This is a genomic window from Streptomyces sp. NPDC007905 (assembly GCF_042959345.1).
In the GTDB taxonomy this organism is placed as follows: domain Bacteria; phylum Actinomycetota; class Actinomycetes; order Streptomycetales; family Streptomycetaceae; genus Streptomyces.
This window is the reverse complement of the sequence record NZ_JBIBKS010000005.1, coordinates 284,288-299,062: the sequence shown is the minus strand read 5'-3', so window position 1 is coordinate 299,062 and position 14,775 is coordinate 284,288. Positions and strand designations below refer to the sequence as shown.

Annotated in this window: 13 protein-coding genes; 9 read left to right on the top strand and 4 right to left on the bottom strand. The window is 67.3% G+C overall.

The genetic code is table 11. The annotated features are described in order from the left end of the window. Window positions 1-8: 8 nt before the first annotated feature. Both cpaB and ACFZDC_RS11855 read right to left on the bottom strand, forming a co-directional pair. A complete protein-coding gene (gene cpaB / locus ACFZDC_RS11860) occupies window positions 9-713 on the bottom strand; it encodes a Flp pilus assembly protein CpaB (RefSeq protein WP_391322693.1) in 705 nt (234 codons plus the stop codon). 60 nt (window positions 714-773) lie between these two features. Beyond that, window positions 774-1,601 carry a hypothetical protein gene (locus ACFZDC_RS11855; protein ID WP_391322833.1) on the bottom strand — a complete coding sequence of 276 codons (828 nt, stop codon included), beginning with the start codon at window positions 1,599-1,601 and terminating at the stop codon, window positions 774-776. A 349-nt stretch (window positions 1,602-1,950) separates the two neighbouring features. Here ACFZDC_RS11855 and ACFZDC_RS11850 point away from each other — a divergent pair, with 349 nt between their 5' ends. The 5 genes from ACFZDC_RS11850 to ACFZDC_RS11830 all read left to right on the top strand — a co-directional run bounded on the left by ACFZDC_RS11850 (window position 1,951) and on the right by ACFZDC_RS11830 (window position 10,505). Next, window positions 1,951-3,663, top strand: a complete 1,713-nt coding sequence (locus tag ACFZDC_RS11850) for a glycosyl hydrolase family 18 protein (RefSeq protein ID WP_391322691.1) — start codon at window positions 1,951-1,953, stop codon at window positions 3,661-3,663. A 383-nt stretch (window positions 3,664-4,046) separates the two neighbouring features. Beyond that, on the top strand, window positions 4,047-4,628 hold the full coding sequence (locus tag ACFZDC_RS11845) for a hypothetical protein (RefSeq protein WP_391322689.1): 582 nt from the start codon (window positions 4,047-4,049) through the stop codon (window positions 4,626-4,628). Beyond that, window positions 4,628-9,322: a putative T7SS-secreted protein gene (locus ACFZDC_RS11840; protein ID WP_391322687.1), complete on the top strand. Its 4,695-nt coding sequence runs from the start codon at window positions 4,628-4,630 to the stop codon at window positions 9,320-9,322. The genes ACFZDC_RS11845 and ACFZDC_RS11840 overlap by 1 nt, the downstream gene beginning before the upstream one ends. 34 nt (window positions 9,323-9,356) lie before the next feature. Beyond that, complete coding sequence (locus tag ACFZDC_RS11835; protein ID WP_391322685.1) at window positions 9,357-9,764, top strand: hypothetical protein; 408 nt, start codon at window positions 9,357-9,359, stop codon at window positions 9,762-9,764. A 387-nt stretch (window positions 9,765-10,151) separates the two neighbouring features. After that, window positions 10,152-10,505 carry a hypothetical protein gene (locus tag ACFZDC_RS11830; protein WP_391322840.1) on the top strand — a complete coding sequence of 118 codons (354 nt, stop codon included), beginning with the start codon at window positions 10,152-10,154 and terminating at the stop codon, window positions 10,503-10,505. Window positions 10,506-10,551: 46 nt separating this feature from the next. On the opposite strand, the gene ACFZDC_RS11825 is transcribed toward ACFZDC_RS11830, so the two are convergent. Together ACFZDC_RS11825 and ACFZDC_RS11820 are read right to left on the bottom strand one after the other, a co-directional pair. Beyond that, window positions 10,552-11,472, bottom strand: coding sequence for a hypothetical protein (locus ACFZDC_RS11825; protein WP_391322683.1), 921 nt, complete (start codon window positions 11,470-11,472; stop codon window positions 10,552-10,554). 33 nt (window positions 11,473-11,505) lie between these two features. Then, a complete protein-coding gene (locus tag ACFZDC_RS11820) occupies window positions 11,506-11,913 on the bottom strand; it encodes an ATP-binding protein (RefSeq protein ID WP_391322681.1) in 408 nt (135 codons plus the stop codon). Between the two features lie 123 nt (window positions 11,914-12,036). On the opposite strand from ACFZDC_RS11820, the gene ACFZDC_RS11815 reads away from it, so the two are divergent. The 4 genes from ACFZDC_RS11815 (at window position 12,037) to ACFZDC_RS11800 (ending at window position 14,589) form a co-directional block, all read left to right on the top strand. Next, window positions 12,037-12,855: a Scr1 family TA system antitoxin-like transcriptional regulator gene (locus ACFZDC_RS11815; protein ID WP_391322680.1), complete on the top strand. Its 819-nt coding sequence runs from the start codon at window positions 12,037-12,039 to the stop codon at window positions 12,853-12,855. Between the two features lie 9 nt (window positions 12,856-12,864). Next, on the top strand, window positions 12,865-13,068 hold the full coding sequence (locus tag ACFZDC_RS11810; RefSeq protein ID WP_391322678.1) for a DUF397 domain-containing protein: 204 nt from the start codon (window positions 12,865-12,867) through the stop codon (window positions 13,066-13,068). Next, window positions 13,068-13,742, top strand: coding sequence for a hypothetical protein (locus ACFZDC_RS11805; RefSeq protein WP_391322676.1), 675 nt, complete (start codon window positions 13,068-13,070; stop codon window positions 13,740-13,742). Before ACFZDC_RS11810 ends, ACFZDC_RS11805 begins: the two co-directional genes overlap by 1 nt. Window positions 13,743-14,076: 334 nt before the next feature. Beyond that, window positions 14,077-14,589 carry a lamin tail domain-containing protein gene (locus ACFZDC_RS11800; protein WP_391322674.1) on the top strand — a complete coding sequence of 171 codons (513 nt, stop codon included), beginning with the start codon at window positions 14,077-14,079 and terminating at the stop codon, window positions 14,587-14,589. Window positions 14,590-14,775 lie beyond the last annotated feature (186 nt).

Below are 14,775 nucleotides of genomic sequence, written 5' to 3'. Positions count from 1 at the left end.
GCCGCCTCTCACTTGTCCGTCGCGAGTTCGTAGGTGCGGTCCTTGTCCGGGACGCTGGTCTCGCGGCCCGGGGCCACCAGGGCGAGCCGGACGCGCTGGGCGAAGGACTCGGCGTAGGTGATGCGCTGGGCGTCGAGGGTGGACAGCGCGAAGGTGATCGGGACGGCCTCGGTGGGCTGCTGGTTCTTGCTGTTGTCGGGGTCGAGGGCGGTGATCCGGCCGACGTCGAGGACCCGGGCGTTGGTGACGATGATCTTCGACTGGTCGGGGTCGCCTTCCTTCTTCCCCTCGAAGGTGGCATAGACGTTGACGCGGGCGCCGGGTGTGATCTTGCCCGCGACACCCGTCGCCGCGTCGATCATGATGGCGACCTCCTGCTGGCCCGGCTGGAGGGCGGGCTGGTCGACGACCATGTCGGTCTGGAGCAGGGAGCCGGCGCGCAGGGTGGTCACGGCGATCTTGCCCTGAATCTGCCGGAGGTTGGTGACGGCGTTCCCGGACAGCCATCGTTCCGGCATCTTGATCTTCTCGAACTGGCTCGTGTCCAGCGCGGTGTACGGCTTCACGTCGGACCTGACCCGATAGGCGCTGACCTCGGGTCCGAGCTTGGACTGCGCGTCGTGGACGACGGAGAGCACGCCGGCGAACGCGCCGAGAGCGCACAGGACCGACAGGATCAGGAGTATCACGCCGCGGCGCTGACGGGAGTTCATGAACCGTGCAACCTCATTGGGGGAATCGGTCGAGCGGGATGTGGGTCACGTGCGTGCGGGTCAGGCGGGCGTTCGCTGTTCCAGCGCGCGTGGGGCCGGGGGCTCGTACACGGGCGGGGTGGCGGAGCAGAAGACGCACAGGTCGCCTATGACGTCGAGGCCGCACCAGTGGCAGCTGGACTGCCGTACCGAGGTGACCAGTTGGTACAGGACCGACAGATCGGCGAGGTAGCTGCAGAACTCCACCACGCGACCGGTCCCCCACCAGCGGGGCGACTCGGCGGGCAGCGGGGTCTCGCGCAGCCCGTGCGCGGTCCACTCCTTGGCGAGGCCCGCGATCCAGTCGGTCTGCAACTGCCCCCTGGCGACGAGCATCCAGGTGCTGAACTCCGGCCCTTTGAGCGTGGCGCCGGGGGCGACCTTGACGAGCTGCGGCTCGGGGTGGGCGACGACGGCGAACTGACTCCCCGGGACCCACGACTTGGCGTGCGCCTTGAGTCCGACCGGAACCCGGTCCAGCCTGGCGACCGAGCCGAGGACGGCGCCGGCGTGGATGTAGTGGGTGAGCAGCCGCCCGGCGGAGGCCAGCACGCCCGGGCTCAGATCGCAGGAGGCGAGCTGCCGCAGCTGCCGGGCGAGGACGGCGATGCCGAGCGGGGGCAGTGCGGGCCGGAACAGGGCGATGCGGTCGCTCTCCAGCAAGGACCGCAGGGTGTACAGCCGCCGTACGACGGACTCCGGCGTCGCCCGTGAGCACACCACGACCACATACCCGTACTGCTCGGTCAGGGCATGAAGTTCGGCGAGGGCGTGCTCCAGCGGGCGCCGGCCGATGTCGCGCAGCACGACGGCGGGCATGGTCCGTTCGTCCTGCACCGGCAGCGCCATGTCGGCACTGGTCACGGCAATGGCAGTTGGCACGCGCAGCTCCCCGCTCTTCCCGTCCTTCGGCCCACCGGTGTGACTCCCGTGCGCCAGGACGACTTCATTGCGTGACTACCCGAGCACTGTATCCACGCCTCAATGGCCGGAGAACAGCGTTTGTGTAGCTCGTGTGGAACTCTCTGGGCACAAGTCCCGCCAAAAGCGGACAGGTTGAGCAGGCGACCGTCAAGGTGGCGGGGATGGTTTTGGTCTGGACCTCTTGACAGCCCAATTGGTCTGGACCAACTTGTAGGCCAGCGGTGGCCACCGTCCCTCACCCCTCTCCCCGCCTACTCCCCCACCGGAGGCCCCAGTGGACCGCGCATCAGGCATACCCAGACCACGCAGACGACGGATCGCCACGTGGTCCGCCGCCACCGCCCTCGCCCTCGCGATCGCGGGCCTCGCCGCCACCCCCGCGTCCGCGGCGGACGTCAACAACGCCAAGAACGCGGGCTTCGAGTCGGGCCTGGCCAACTGGACCTGTACGGCGGGCAGTGGCACGACGGTCTCCTCCCCGGTCCACTCGGGCGCCTCGGCGCTGAAGGCGACCCCGGCCGGTCAGGACAACGCCCAGTGCACCCAGTCGGTGGCGGTGAAGCCGAACTCGACGTACACGCTGAGCGCATGGGTGCAGGGCGGGTACTCCTACCTGGGCGTGACGGGCACGGGGACGACGGACGTCTCGACGTGGACGCCCGACTCGTCGTCGTGGAAGCAACTGACGACCACCTTCACCACGGGCGCGTCGACGACCTCCGTCACGGTCTACACCCACGGCTGGTACGGCCAGGCCGCCTACTACGCCGACGACATCTCGGTCTACGGCCCCGACGGCGGCGGTGGCGGCGACCCGGCCCCCACCGTCCCGTCCGCGCCTTCCGGCCTGACGGTCTCGGGCACGACGGCCTCCTCGGTCTCCCTGTCCTGGTCCGCGGTCTCCGGCGCGACGGGCTACAACGTCTACCGCAACGGCACGAAGGTGACGGCGGTGACGGGCACATCGGCGACGGTGACCGGACTGTCGGCGTCGACGTCGTACTCGTTCCAGGTCACGGCGACCAACTCGGCGGGTGAGTCGGCGAAGTCGGCGACGGTGACCGGGACGACGTCCGCCTCCGGGGGTGGCGGCGGAGGCACTCTCCCCAAGCACGCGGTGACCGGCTACTGGCAGAACTTCAACAACGGCGCCACGGTCCAGAAGCTCTCCGACGTCCCGTCGGCCTACGACATCATCGCGGTGGCCTTCGCGGACGCGACCTCGACGCCGGGCGCGGTGTCCTTCAACCTGGACTCGGCCGGCCTCGGCGGCTACACGGTCGCCCAGTTCAAGGCCGACATCAAGGCCAAGCAGGCGGCCGGCAAGAAGGTCATCGTCTCCATCGGCGGCCAGAACGGCACGGTGTCGATCAGCGACTCGGCATCGGCGACGAACTTCGCGAACTCCGTCTACTCCCTGATGCAGACGTACGGCTTCGACGGCGTCGACATCGACCTGGAGAACGGTCTCAACGCGACCTACATGACGCAGGCTCTGCGTTCCCTGTCGTCGAAGGCGGGCACGTCCCTGATCATCACCATGGCCCCGCAGACGATCGACATGCAGTCGACGTCGAACTCCTACTTCCAGACGGCCCTGAACATCAAGGACATCCTCACGGTCGTCAATATGCAGTACTACAACAGCGGTTCCATGCTGGGCTGCGACGGCAAGGTCTACAGCCAGGGCTCGGTGGACTTCCTGACGGCCCTGGCGTGCATCCAGCTGGAGGGCGGCCTGTCCCCGTCCCAGGTGGGCCTGGGCCTGCCGGCCTCCACGAGCGCGGCGGGCAGCGGGTACGTGTCACCGACGGTGGTGAACAACGCGCTGGACTGCCTGGCCAAGGGAACGGGTTGCGGCTCCTTCAAGCCGTCGAAGACCTATCCCGGCCTGCGGGGCGCCATGACCTGGTCGACCAACTGGGACGCTTCCTCCGGGAACGCGTGGTCGAACTCGGTGGGGGCGCATGTGCACGGGCTGCCGTAGCGGAAGCCTCTTGATCACCTCGGCGTGAGGACGCCCGGGCCCGACGGGGCCCGGGCGTTGCCGTGTGCGGGGTCCGGGGGTTGCCATGTGCGTGGGTCCGGGGGTTGTCATGTGCGTGGGCCCGGGGTGCCGTAGGCGTGGTGGCACCGTGGTGTGCATTCGGCCAGACCTCGTCGCTGTGCCGCGTATCGCGTTGCATCCGGCAATGCGCTGATGTGATGATCCGGGCGTGTCCGGACACGGGGGTGGCGCCGAGTCGGCGGGACGGATACGCAGGCCGCGACTTTGCGAGTACGCGGGGATGCCTGCGACGGACGTACCCAACAGGACTTCTCCGGAAGCCGCCCCCTTGCCGAACCAGTCGACGTGGGGGAGGGACGGTAATGACGTCGCCGAGTGGGGGCGGGCAGCCGGATCTGCGGGTGCAGGGGCTGAAGTCGATCGCCGAGGGAATCAACAAGGCGCTGAGCGAGATGGATTCGCTGGGTGGGATGAAGGGCTGGGCGGGCGCGGGGCGTGGTTTCACCGGCCTGGAGATGGACGGCATGGACGTCGGTGACGACCATCTGGGCGCCATGCTGCACACCTTCTGCGAGCGCTGGCAGTGGGGGGTGCGCGATCTGATGCAGGAGGGCAACGCGCTGGCGGAGGGGATGGGGCTGGCGGCCGGCACCTTCCACCAGACGGACGAGTACGTGAAGGGCTCGCTGAAGGTCGCCTACAACTCCGTGGTCGGAGATCCCTTCGCCTCCAACGAGCAGGTGGAGAAGGAGAGCCTGGACCAGATCAACCATGCCGCGGCGACCACGGGTTACGGCAAGCAGGACCGCGACAACCTGGTGAACTCCGTGAAGCAGACCGGGAAGGGCATGCTCACGGACGTGGAGACGAGCGAGGGCATGCCCGGCAACCCGGTCTCGCCGTCCGTGGTGCGGGATGTGGCCGGGTCGGGTGACGGTAACTGATGTCGTTCACCAGCAAGTTCAACAGTGCCGTCGGTTCGCTGAAGTCCGGGTACGACCACGTCAAGCGGGCGACGGGCCACGTGATCGACGAGGGCGCGCACGGCGTGGGTGACGCGCTCGACTGGGCCGGCGCGCATGGCGCGGCCGACAAGGTCGACGACTGGGGTGACTCCACCGCGTCCAGGCTGGGCGCGCACGTGGACGAGCAGCAGCTGGACGAGACGGAGGATCCGAAGGAACTCATCCACGGCAATCCGGCGAAGCTGCGGGAGACGGCGGGGCATCTGCGGAACTTCGCGAGGTCCTTCGGCGCGGTGGCGTCGGGGATGCAGAAGCTGGATTCGTCGGAGTTCCAGGGCGAGGCGGCCGATACCTTCCGCAAGAAGTTCGCGACGCATCAGGTCAAGTGGCGTCAGGCGGCCGAGGCGTGCGGGGAGGCGGCCTCGGCGCTGGAGAACTTCGCGCACACGGTGGAGTGGGCGCAGTCTCAGGCGCGGGAGGCGGTGGCGAAGTACCGCGAGGGCAAGGCCGCCTCGAAAGCCCATGAGCAGAAGGTGCAGACGTACAACGACGCGGTCGAGGCGGGCGAGAAGGACCCTGGTCCGAAGCCTTCGGACCAGGACCCGGGGGATGAGGCCAAGCAGGCGGCCGAGCAGATCCTGGCCGCCGCAAGGCGCCAGCGCACCCATCTCGCCGCGGAGGCCGCCGACCGTGTCAAAGCAGCGCTGCAGCACGCCCCCAGCGAGCCCTCGGCCCTGAACCAGCTCAAACTGGACGGTGCTGATGTCTGGGATGCCGCCAAGACGGAGGACATGCGCTTCTTCGGCGGCTTCATGCGCGGGCTGGGCGATCTGAACAACCTGGCCCGCAACGCGAACCCGCTCGACCCGTACGCGATCACGCATCCCTACGAGGCGCTCCAGGCCAAGGTGGAACTCCTGGGCGGCGCCGTGGACTTCGTCACGCATCCCACCCAGACCGGCAACCAACTCTGGAACTCCTTCCTCCAGGACCCCGGCGGGGTCGGCGGTGAACTCCTGCCCCAGTTCCTCATCCCGGAGGCGGGGGCCGAGGGAGCGGCCGCGGACGGTGTCCGGCTCGCGGAAGACGGGACGAGGGGGGCCGAGGAAGCGGCGGCCGGGGAACGCGAAGCGGCGAATTCCGCCCGAGACAAGGTGAACGACGACCCTCCGGCGAGGTCGCACGAGGAGAACAGCACAGAGAGCAAGGGCACCGACCCGATCAACCTCGCCACCGGCAAGATGTACCTGCCGCAGACGGACGTCACCCTCCCCAGCGTGCTGCCGTTGGTCCTGAAGCGACGAGTGGAGTCCGGCTACCACCTGGGCCGCTGGTTCGGCCCGTCCTGGTCCTCCACGCTGGACCAGCGCTTGGAGATCGACGCGGAGGGAGTCGTCTTCGTCACCGAGGACGGCCTGCTCCTGGCGTACCCGCACCCGGCCCCGGGCCTGCCCACCCTCCCGTCCCACGGCCCCCGCTGGCCCTTGGACCGGGTGGACGGCGGCTACACGATCACAGACCCGCGCACGCTCCGCACCTGGCACTTCGCCGACCGGGGCGAAAACCTGGCCGTCCTGGAACAGATCGACGACCGCAACGGTAACTGGATCACGTTCGAGTACGACGCGGAGGGCACGCCGCTAGCCGTGGTGACGAGCGCAGGCCAGGGAGTCCGCATCACGACGGAGTCGGGTCGTGTCACGGCCTACCACCTGGTGGCGACCGGCCAGGAGCTGAAACGCTTCGGGTACACGGACGGCAACCTGACGGAGGTCGTCAACTCCTCCGGCCAGCCGCTCCGCTTCACCTACGACGAAGCGGGCCGGATCACCTCCTGGACGGACACGAACGACCGTAGCTACACGTACGAGTATGACGACCAGGACCGCTGTATAGCCGAGGGCGGCTCGGCGGGCCACATGGCGCTGCGCCTGACGTACGAGGATCCGGATCCGGAAACCGGCCTGCGGACCACGACCGCGACGACCGGCGAGGGCCACACCCGCCGCTACCTGGTCAACAGCGCCTGGCAGGTGGTCGCGGAGACCGACGCCCTCGGTGCGACCAACCGATACCACCGCGACCGCTACAACCGCCTGCTCTCCCAGACGGACCCGCTGGGCCACGCGACGACGTTCGGCTACGACGACGAGGGCAACCTCACGTCGGTCGTCCGTCCGGACGGCCGCGAGGCGAGGGCGGAGTACAACGAACTCGGCCTTTCGGTGAAGGTGGTGAATCCCGACGGTACGGTGATCCGCCAGGGCTTCGACGAGCACGGGAACCGCACATCGGTGACGGACCCGGCGGGCCAGACTACTTACTTCACCTACACGGAGGCCGGCCACCTGGCCTCCGTGATCGATCCGCTGGGCAACGCGACAACGGTCGTCTGCGACCGAGCCGGGCTCCCGCTGGAGATCACGGATCCGCTGGGCGCAACGACCCGCTACCAACGCGATGCCCTCGGCCGCCCGACCGCAATCACGGACCCCACAGGTGCCACAACGCACCTGGAATGGACCGTCGAAGGCCACCTCACCCGCCGCACGGCACCCGACGGCACGACGGAGACCTGGGCATACGACGGCGAGGGCAACTGCACCGCCCACACCGACCCCATTGGTGGCGTCACCCGCTTCGAGTACACCCACTTCGACCTGCTGACCGCCCGCACGGGCCCGGACGGGGTCCGCTACGAGTTCGACCACGACATGGAACTGCGCCTGACGAAGGTCACCAACCCGCAGGGCCTGACCTGGACGTACGAGTACGACGCGGCAGGCCGCCTGGTCACCGAGACCGACTTCGACAACCGCACCCTCACCTACACGCATGACGCGGCAGGCCGCTTGGCCTCCCGCAGAAACGTTCTTGGCGATGTGGTGTCCTTCGAGCGCAACGAACTGGGCCAGGTGACCCGCAAGGACGCGGCCGGCCAGATCACCACCTACGACTACGACTTCACGGATCAACTTGCCCAGGCGACGGGCCCTGACGGCACGACGCTCACGTTGCTGCGCGACCGCCACGGCCGCCTGCACTCGGAGACGGTCAACGGCCGCACCCTGACCTACGCGCACGACGTGCTGGGCCGCCGCACGGGCCGCACCACTCCGACCGGGGCCACGACGACCTGGACGTACGACGCCGCAGGGCGCCGCACCGGCATGGTGGCGGCCTCCGGCCACGCCATTGACTTCACGTACGACCAGGCGGGCCGTGAACTGTCCCGCCGAATCGGCGAAACGATCAGGCTGGAGCACGGCTTCGACACCGCGGGTCGCCTGACCACTCAGTCGGTGACGGGCGGCGACCGCACGGTACAGCACCGGGCGTACACCTACCGTGCCGACGGCAACCTGATCGGCATCGACGACCACCTGTCCGGCTCCCGCCGCTTCGAGCTGGACGCGGCAGGCCGAGTGACGGCGGTACAAGCGGCCGGCTGGACAGAGCGCTACGCCTACGACGAGGCAGGAAACCAGACTCAGGCCGAGTGGCCGGCGAACCACCCGGGCGGAGAGGCGACGGGACCGCGCGCCTATATGGGCACCCGCATCACCCGAGCGGGCAACGTCCGTTACGAACACGACGCTCTCGGCCGTATCACCCTGCGCCAGAAGACCCGCCTGTCCCGCAAGCCGGACACCTGGCGCTACGAATGGGACGCCGAGGACCGCCTCACCTCGGTGACGACCCCCGACGGAACCCGCTGGCGCTACACCTACGACCCCCTGGGCCGCCGCACGGCGAAACTCCGCCTCGCGGCACACGGCGAAACGGTGGTCGAGCGCATCGACTTCACCTGGGACGGCACCACCCTCTGCGAACAGACCACGACATCCCCCGACCTCCCCAACCCGGTCACCCTCACCTGGGACCACCAGGGCCTGCGCCCCCTCGCCCAGACGGAACGCATCACCGCGGCCGACGCACCCCAGGACGAGATCGACTCCCGCTTCTTCGCCATCATCACCGACCTCGTCGGCACCCCCAGCGAACTCATCGACGAGTGGGGCGACATCGCCTGGCGTACTCGCAGCACCCTGTGGGGGACGACGGCGTGGGCGGCCGACAGCACCGCCTATACGCCTCTACGCTTCCCGGGCCAGTACTACGACCCAGAAACCGGCCTGCACTACAACTACTTCCGCCATTACAACCCTGAAGCCGCCCGGTATCTGACCCCGGACCCTCTCGGCCTGGATGCGGCTCCCAATCCGGTCACCTACACGGTCAACCCATATCGGTGGACCGACCCTCTGGGTCTCGCACCCGAGTATGTCGCTGTTGACACCAACCCCGTTACCGACGCATTGCACGGGATTGCGCCTGCCGAAGTAGACGCTGCTTTGAAGGGTAGATCACCTGTTCTTTCGCCACAGGCGTACCGTGAACTCCTTGAAGGCGGGCACGCCCCGGAGGAAATTAATAAGTGGCTCTCGGAACGAGGCGGCCGAATGGGTCCCGATGCTACACCGCAAGGTGTGGCAGATATTCAAGGAAGGCTCAAGGCGATGTGGAAGGGGAAGTCCTTCAATCCGATGCTTCGTGATCACGACGCTATGGTCTTGCATAGTGCGGAGCAAGAAGGCTTGTCGATCATCACGAATGACAAGCAGTTCGCCAAAAACGCCCGGCGACTCGGCCACCTGATAGAGGGATATTAGGGTAGGGTTCACCTCTCAAGTGGAAAGGGTGAGCATGAGCAAGGAACGGAACCTGTCCAGTGGGGACAAGGTGAGTGGGATTGATCTCGATGAGATCGACGAGTTGTGTTCTGCGGCCACGCCGGGGCCATGGTTCGTGAGGAATCTCGACGATGATCACGCCATGAGCCTCGTAGCGGTTAGTACGGTGATGGATACAGGGCAGGGTGAGAGGTGGCCTGACTTCTCTCACGAAGAGATGATTGCGGCGACTCTGGTGCAACATCCCCGTTACGTAGACTGCGCTGATGGTCGCTGGGATGAGAATGCGGCCTTCATTGCCATGGCCAGAGAGGTAGTACCGCAACTCATCGAGGAGGTGAAACGTCTGCGGCAACTCCTATACGGAAACTCCTCACATCGACCAGAATCATCTGAAGTCGATGCTCGAGAGAGTGAATGAGACTATAAGGGAAAAACTGGAGGGGGCGACCGCGGTCGTTCCCGCGTTGGATGGCAAATAGCATCATTGCGCTTCGGCCAGTTCAGTCTGCGACAATAAAGGTGAGTTCCTCATCCTCCTATCCGTCTCGGGTGGAAGTTGAGATCGGATGGGTGGGTGTCGTCGATCCGATCGGTGAACACCTGCCTTCACGCATTGCTGCCGCCACCGGTTCACCCGAATGCCTCGCCATTTTCGCTTGACGGTCGCCACCTGTGCGCCGTACCCGTTGAAGGTGACGATTACTGGGTTTTGCTGCACGAATTTTCGTGAGGGCGATCCTTTTGGGCGCTTGTAGGTGACTCTTCCGATGGAGGACTTAAACACATCATCGATAGGATTCAATCAATGTCATCCGGTGCATCGCTTGCCGCACACGGACACCCTGTGCCGCCGACATGGCTCGGGCCCACCGAGATCGAGCAGGCACTTTTCGACGCCAAGTTGCGCGGGAACTGGGGTACGTACTTCGACAGGCTTGCACTGGAACCACTGTATTTCGAGATACAGCGTGACAAGGCGGACGCCAACCCGGACAAGGTGTACTCCGTCTTCGGGCATGATCCGCGTGTTGGTGGGCCTGTCTGGGCGGTGTACTTCGATGAGGAGGAGTTCGGCGACTGGTACCAGGACATGCTCGAGGCCCATCGGATCCTGATGTCCGACGCCGGCAGCCCCTGGCTCAACATTCCCTTCCGGTGATCCCCGCTGGGTGTTGAGCCGGGCCCGCTCACTTCTCTCGTTCCCCTCACTCCTCGGCGAACAGTTCCGCCGCATCCGTCGCGTGTACCGCCCGCTGGGCCCAGGCCTCAAGCTGGCCCAGGTCTGTGCAGGCCTCCACCCGCTCGCGGACCGCGCCTGTCACCTGAATGCCACGCCACTGCAGGATGTGGAGGACCATCTCGGCCTTGGCCTCGGCCCGACCCTGTTCCAGGCCCTGTTCCAAGCCCTGTTCCAGGCCCTGCTCTCGCCCCTCCTCGCGCACCTGCTCGGCGAGCGGGTGCCGCCAGAAGTACTGGATCGCTGTCATCAGATCCCTCCACATCTGCTTCGCCTGGGGATCGGCCAGGCATGAGTCGACGAACTGCACGAAGACCGCGGCACTGTCGGGGTCGATGGTCCGCAGGGCGGATGCCAGGGATTCCAGTATGGCCGGGGCCTGGGCGCCACGCCCGTGTGTCATCGCCGAGAGCACCGCAAGGGGGACGTCTCGTTCGGCCTGACGCTCGTCCGCGATCACCGGCACGTTGTCCGGGCCCAGCACGAGGGGTCGTACCGTCAATGATTCCCAGCCCGGGAAACCCAGCCGGATCGGGCGCGACGCCCATCGCGCTGTAGCACTGCTCTGCGTAATGACGATGAGCACCGGCTCACAGCGGTACTTCTCGTACAGGAACGAGAGGTAGTAGGGCCAGCTGCCCCGCTTGCGGTCGTCCGTCTTTCCCTGGGATTCGACCACGAGCAGGTACGTGCCCTCGTCCGTCTCCGCTCGCAGCAGTGTGTCCACGCGGCGCTCGATCGGTTCGATCTCGGTGAGGTCCACGTTCAGCGCGGCGATCTCCCTCGGTTCGGGAAACGGGACGTGCAGCACCCGCTGTAACGCGCGGGTCAGCAGTGCCGGGCCCTTCTGGAAGATCCGGTGCAGTGCTTCATGCGACGAGCCGACCATCAGCTCTCCTTCCTGTCCGACGTGATCAACGAGCTAGGCCGCCGCAAGTTCGCACCACACGTACTTCCCCCGATTCCCGAACCTGGCCGATGGCCGCCAGCCCCAGTAGTCCGCGCAGGCACGGATCAGGGCCAGACCCCGTCCCTCCTCCGCCAACTCGGCCACCTGGTCCAGCGGCTGTGGAGGCTCCGGTGGCCCGGGGTCCGTGTCCCACGCCCCGATCCACACCACCCCCTCCGCCGTCCGGCGCACCCTGAGCGCGGCCGGCCCCTTCGTGTGGCGTACTGCGTTCGAGACCAGCTCCGTCGCGAGGAGCTCCGCCGTGTCAACGAGCCCTGTCAGCCCGTGCGTCGTCAGGATGAGGCGCAAGGTGCGGCGGCTGATGGTGACGGCTCTGAGGTCGTTGGGGATGTAGAGGGTGTAGTCCCAGGTTTCGGGCATGCAACATCAACTCCGCTGTGGGTGGAGGGCTTTCGGCGCGCGGTGGCATTGCCGCAGCCGTCATGGCAGGACGGTGCGGTGCGCTTCCGCTGTGTGCGCGTCGCATCACTGACGGTAGGGCAGGTGCGTCTGGGTGCCGAACTTCGCAGACTGCGGGAAGCGGCCGGGTTGAAGGCACGCGAGGTGGCGGGCCTGCTCAGTTCGACCTCGGCTCAGATGAGTCAGATCGAAGCGGGACTCGCGGGCGTCAGCGAGGAGCGGGTACGACGTCTCGCCGCCCACTACGCCTGCGCCGACGAGACGTTGCTCGAGGCGTTGGTCGCAATGGTCACCGACCGCACGCGGGGCTGGTGGGAGGAGTACCGCGGAGTGCTCCCGCCCGTGTTTCTGGACGTCGCCGAGACCGAGCACCACGGCACGTACCTGCATGAGGTGGTCACCAGCCATGTGCCCGGTCTGCTCCAGACCCCGGACTACGCACGCGCCGTCTTCGGCTACATGGTCCCGGAGCTGCCGGACAGCGAACTCAAGCCCCGGGTCGAGCATCGGATGAGGCGCAGGTCCGTACTGGAGCGTGACGTCCCCCTTCCCTACGAGACGATCATCCATGAGGCGGCCCTCCGCATCCTGGTGTCGGATCGCCGTACCGCTCGCGCGCAACTGCTGGAAGTCCTTCGGGCGATCGAGTACGGGCACGCCACCGTGCGTGTCATCCCGCTGGCCAGGGAGGGGTTCGCCGGGGCCGGGATCGAGATGATGTACGTGGGTGGCCCGCTTCCGCAGCTGGACACGGTGCTGCGCGACGCTCCGCACGGCACTGCCTTCATCGATGCCGAATCTCAGCTGGCGCGCTTCCGGGCCTTGCTCAATAAGGTGGGGAAAGCAGCGCTACCGCCCGTGGAATCACGGGACTTCATCCACCGCATGACGAAGGAACTGTGAGGCATCCGCATGACCCAGGCCGTCCGCTGGCAAAAGTCGTCGTACTCCGGCGGAGGCGACGGCAACACCTGCGTCGAAATAGCGGACCTCGACACCCACATATCCATCCGCGACTCCAAGGCCCCCGCCAGGGCGACCCTCACCTTCCCCACCGCAGCCTTCACCCCCTTCATCGAAGCCCTGAAGGAGACCCGCTCGGCGACAGCGGACTGATGCCTCCCTGCCTGCGGGAAACCCTGACCGCCATAGGGGCACACGAGGGCCCCGGCGCGTACGAAGCGTTCCTCGGCGCGCTCGGTGGATCACTCGCCAGGCTCCCCGCGCTGGTCCAGCGCGCCGAAGTCGCCCTGGACGTTTCGGGCCTCGACACGGACCAGCTCGGAGACGCCCTGCGCAGCGCCGCCGAGGATGCGGGGCAGGACGTCTGGGCGGCCTGGCCGGCCGATCGTACGGCAGTGCGGGTGGCGTACCGGGCCGTGCTCGAACGGATCGGCGATCTCTGGTACCCGAGCCAGGACGACCTGGTGATCATCGACGGTGACGACCGGGTCCTCGTCCTGGACCACGAGGAACGCCTCTTCGTCACGCGGGCCGACGCGAGGTTGCGGATCCACTCGGTTGAGGAGCGGGACGCGGTGACCGCCACGTGCATCGTCCGGTGCGTGAGTGGTGTCGTACGCGTCGGGCAGCGGTTCGGTGTCGGCCCGGACGGCGGCAGAGGAGATGGCGCGCCCGTGGTGGCCCTCGGGGGCATTCTCAAGTACGAGCGGCCGCTGGATTTCGTGGATCCGCCCCACAGCGCAAAGGTCCACCTGACGGGCGAGGGCGTGGCCCTGCTGGAGAAGGGTGCCGTCATCACCGCCGTCCTGGACTTCCCGGGCCGCTGATTCGGTCGTCGCCCCGTGGCGCACCGCACCCCCGGCGCGGCCTCGTTGGCTGTTACACACTTTCGGGCGAGGGGCGGAGAGGTGCATGCCTCGCATGCGGTAGATACAGGCGATGCAAGAGTAAATCTTGCATTCATCCCATAAATGGACATTCCATCCGCCAGTTACAGATATGTCCATGATTCGTAACAGCGCCCGTGTTTCGCCGATCAGTCCCTCCCGGCGGCACCAAGGTGTGTGTGCGGCCGACCGGCCGCATGCACACCGCACCCCCTGCCCGCGGCCCCGGGCCGCGATCAGCGGGGTGTGCACAACCCTTGCAAAGGGGGACTTCGTGTCCGCTTCCGTTTCTGCAACCGTTCGCCGTGTCGCTGCCGCCGCCGTTGCGGCCGCTGCCGTCGTGGGCGCGGTGGCGCTGCCGGCCTCGGCCGCCGACCACGACCACGACCACGACCACGGCCGCTCGTATCGCTCGCAGGTGGTCATCGGTGGCGTCCAGCACCCGTCGGCCCGCTACGACCGCTCCCTGAACAGGGAGTGGGTGGAGGTCACCAACCAGGGCCGCCGGGACCTGAACCTGGACGGGTGGACGCTGTCGGACGAGGACGGCAACACCTACACCTTCCGGCACTACCGGCTGGAGGGCCGCTCGACCGTTCGCGTCCACACCGGCTACGGCCGGGACAGCCGGAACGACCTGTACCAGGACCGCCGTACGTCCGTGTGGGACGACCGCCACGACACCGCGACCCTGCGCAACGAATACGGCCGCTTCGTCGACTCCGCCTCCTGGGGTTACGACCACCGTGGCCACCGTGACGGCGGATGGCACGGTCGTCACCGCTGACCCACGCCCGCCCGTGTGCCGGTGAGCACGGACCGGCACAGCAGCCCTTGTCCGGCAGCGCGCCACTTCCCCTGGAGTGGCGCGCTGTCGGCATGCGGCGCAGGGCGCCCGTCCCGCCCCGGCAAAGGGCCGTCCCTTTGGGTGGCATAGCATGGCCACTCGGGCCAAGTGGTCGCACAAGCACAC

Excerpts from the sequence above, each read along its gene's own strand:
- cpaB (WP_391322693.1), bottom strand. The coding sequence starts at position 713 with ATGAACTCCCGTCAGCGCCGCGGCGTGATACTCCTGATCCTGTCGGTC.
- ACFZDC_RS11855 (WP_391322833.1), bottom strand. The coding sequence starts at position 1,601 with ATGGCGCTGCCGGTGCAGGACGAACGGACCATGCCCGCCGTCGTGCTG.
- ACFZDC_RS11845 (WP_391322689.1), top strand. The coding sequence starts at position 4,047 with ATGACGTCGCCGAGTGGGGGCGGGCAGCCGGATCTGCGGGTGCAGGGG.
- ACFZDC_RS11840 (WP_391322687.1), top strand. The coding sequence starts at position 4,628 with ATGTCGTTCACCAGCAAGTTCAACAGTGCCGTCGGTTCGCTGAAGTCC.
- ACFZDC_RS11835 (WP_391322685.1), top strand. The coding sequence starts at position 9,357 with ATGAGCAAGGAACGGAACCTGTCCAGTGGGGACAAGGTGAGTGGGATT.
- ACFZDC_RS11830 (WP_391322840.1), top strand. The coding sequence starts at position 10,152 with ATGTCATCCGGTGCATCGCTTGCCGCACACGGACACCCTGTGCCGCCG.
- ACFZDC_RS11825 (WP_391322683.1), bottom strand. The coding sequence starts at position 11,472 with ATGGTCGGCTCGTCGCATGAAGCACTGCACCGGATCTTCCAGAAGGGC.
- ACFZDC_RS11820 (WP_391322681.1), bottom strand. The coding sequence starts at position 11,913 with ATGCCCGAAACCTGGGACTACACCCTCTACATCCCCAACGACCTCAGA.
- ACFZDC_RS11810 (WP_391322678.1), top strand. The coding sequence starts at position 12,865 with ATGACCCAGGCCGTCCGCTGGCAAAAGTCGTCGTACTCCGGCGGAGGC.
- ACFZDC_RS11805 (WP_391322676.1), top strand. The coding sequence starts at position 13,068 with ATGCCTCCCTGCCTGCGGGAAACCCTGACCGCCATAGGGGCACACGAG.